Origin of the sequence: Streptomyces sp. NPDC049577 (assembly GCF_040675635.1) — a bacterium.
GTDB lineage: Bacteria > Actinomycetota > Actinomycetes > Streptomycetales > Streptomycetaceae > Streptomyces.
The window spans coordinates 1-2192 of sequence record NZ_JBFAPH010000574.1 but is presented as its reverse complement, the minus strand read 5'-3'; the positions used below and the strand labels follow the sequence as shown (position 1 = coordinate 2192).

Sequence of the window (2192 nt, the reverse complement as noted above, 5' to 3'; positions counted from 1 at the left end):
GCCCCCAGCCCGCACTACGCGGCACCCGAGACCCTCCAGGCCGGCCCGCCCCGCCCCGCGGCCCCCGCCCACCAGGGCGGCGGCCACGGCGCCGCGCGCCCGAAGCGGCGCGGCCTGCTCATAGCCGCGATATCCGTGGTCCTCGTGGTCGCGGCGGGCATCGGCGCGGCGATGCTCACCAACGACTCCGGCAAGGACGACGGCAAGAAGGTCGACGCCAACGGCGGCGAGCAGAAGCCCGGCAAGGACGAGAGCAAGGACGACGACTCGTCCAAGAAGGGCGAGCAGAAGAACCCCTCGGCAGCCGGCCTCATGAAGCGTGACGCCGCGAGTCTGCGCCTCGTCGGGGGCGCAACGACGGCGAAGGACCTGCCCAATTCCAAGGCCGACGGCGGGCTCTACGTCACGGGCATGAACAGGGTCGGCGCCGCGGCGGAGTGGAGCCTGGACGTTCCTTCGTCCGGTGAGTACACGGTCTTCATTGGTTATGGCGTCCCGGGTGCCGACGCCTCCTCGACTCTATGGGTCAATGGCAAGGCGAGCGACCGCAAGCTCAACATGAAAAACTTCGCCCAGGCGAAGAGCGGCGAGTGGGACAAGGGCTGGACGCGCACATATGCCTGGATCGACCTGAACAAGGGGTCGAACATCATCAAGGTCTCGTGCGAGCAGGGGGACCAGTGCAACTTCAACCTCGACCAGGTCTGGCTGAAGCCGGGGCACGTGAACGGCTGACCGCTGGTACGCGAGAACCGACGCCCTGCTGAAGCAGGACGCCGGTTCTCGCACAGCGGATGACGCCCTTAGGTGCGTCCTCTGCTTGTCAGCCCTGACCGAAGCCGACGCAACGGGTGGCGACCCAGCCCTTACGGCCCTTGTAGTTGAGCGGCGTCCAGGTGTCGTACGTGCCCGAACGGCCAGGGCAGGTGTACGTGCCGCCGGTTTCGACCCCGGTGCAGTACTCGTACCAGCAGGGAACGTCCTGCTTGGCCGGAATGCGGGCCAGAACGGGAGCAGACGTGGTCTGTGCGGAGCGAATGTTCCAGGAGTAGGTGTAGTTAGCAGCCTGCCCCCAGCCGGAAGCCTGAGCGGCGGACGATCCCGCGAAGAGTGCCCCCAGCGCGAGCGCACCGCTCACGGTCATCGTTCGTATGCCTCGACGCATATCTTTCCCCTCAAATCTGGTCATTCCCCTGCCGGTTGAGTGATCGGCGGGGAGTGTTAATGATCATATAGGTCGAAAGTTCGATTACCGTGCCAGATGAGTGATGCGCTGCCCGCGTCCGTTCTCGCGTACTTCAAGTGCTGATTGCCCGCAGGAAGCGGGCCACCGTGTCCGCCATGGCGGTGCGGGCCGGGGTGAGGTACTTGCGTGGGTCGACGACCCGGCGGTCCCGGTTCAGGAAGGCGCGGATCTCCGCCGTGCAGGCGGTGTTCAGGGCCGTGCCGACGTTGATCTTCCGCATGCCGGCGCCGATCGCGCGGCGGAGTTCCTCGTCCGGGACGCCGGAGGAGCCGTGCAGGACGAGCGGGACGGGGACGGCGTCGCGCAGGGCCGAGATCAGGGCGTGGTCGAGGGTGGCCGTGCGCTCGGTCATCGCGTGCGAGCTGCCGACCGCCACGGCCAGGGCGTCCACGTTCGTGTCGGCCACGTAGGCCGCCGCCTCGGCGGGGTCGGTGCGGACGCCGGGGGTGTGGGCGTCGCCCGCCTTGCCGCCGATGCGGCCGAGCTCCGCCTCCAGCCACAGGCCGCGTTCGTGCGCCCAACGCGCCGCCTCGGCCGTGGCCTTGACGTTCTCGGCGTGCGGGAGCTTCGACGCGTCGAACATGACCGAGCCGAAGTCGTGCGCGGCGGCGGCGTGCAGGAGTTCCACGCTCTCGACGTGGTCCAGGTGCAGGGCGAGCGGGGCGCGCGAGGCGCGGGCCACCGCCGTGGTGGCGGCGGCGAGGGGGGCGAGGTTCCCGCCGTGGAAGCGGACGGCGTTCTCGGAGATCTGGAGGATGGCCGGGGCGCCCGCGGCTTCGGCGCCCGTGGCCACGGCCTCGGCGTGTTCGAGGGTGATGACGTTGAAGGCGAAGACGGCTTCGCCTGTTGCCATGAGGTCAGCTGTGCGGGTCAGGGGCATGGCCGGCCTTTCGTCGTCGGCTGTCCGCCGTCGTCACGACGGTTCCGGGTAACGGGTGGGCGGGTG

General features: G+C 69.1%; 3 protein-coding genes. 1 reads left to right on the top strand and 2 read right to left on the bottom strand.

Translation table 11 applies throughout. The annotated features are described in order from the left end of the window. On the top strand, positions 1-735 hold a 735-nt coding region (locus AB0K09_RS32800; RefSeq protein ID WP_366069042.1), incomplete at its 5' end, for a hypothetical protein. Between the two features lie 88 nt (positions 736-823). Here AB0K09_RS32800 and AB0K09_RS32795 read toward each other — a convergent pair. Continuing rightward, positions 824-1144, bottom strand: a complete 321-nt coding sequence (locus AB0K09_RS32795; RefSeq protein WP_366069040.1) for a hypothetical protein — start codon at positions 1142-1144, stop codon at positions 824-826. A gap of 154 nt (positions 1145-1298) precedes the next feature. Beyond that, the gene (locus tag AB0K09_RS32790; protein WP_366069039.1) at positions 1299-2126 is read right to left on the bottom strand and encodes a class II fructose-bisphosphate aldolase; all 828 of its coding nucleotides are present in this window, start codon (positions 2124-2126) and stop codon (positions 1299-1301) included. Positions 2127-2192 lie beyond the last annotated feature (66 nt).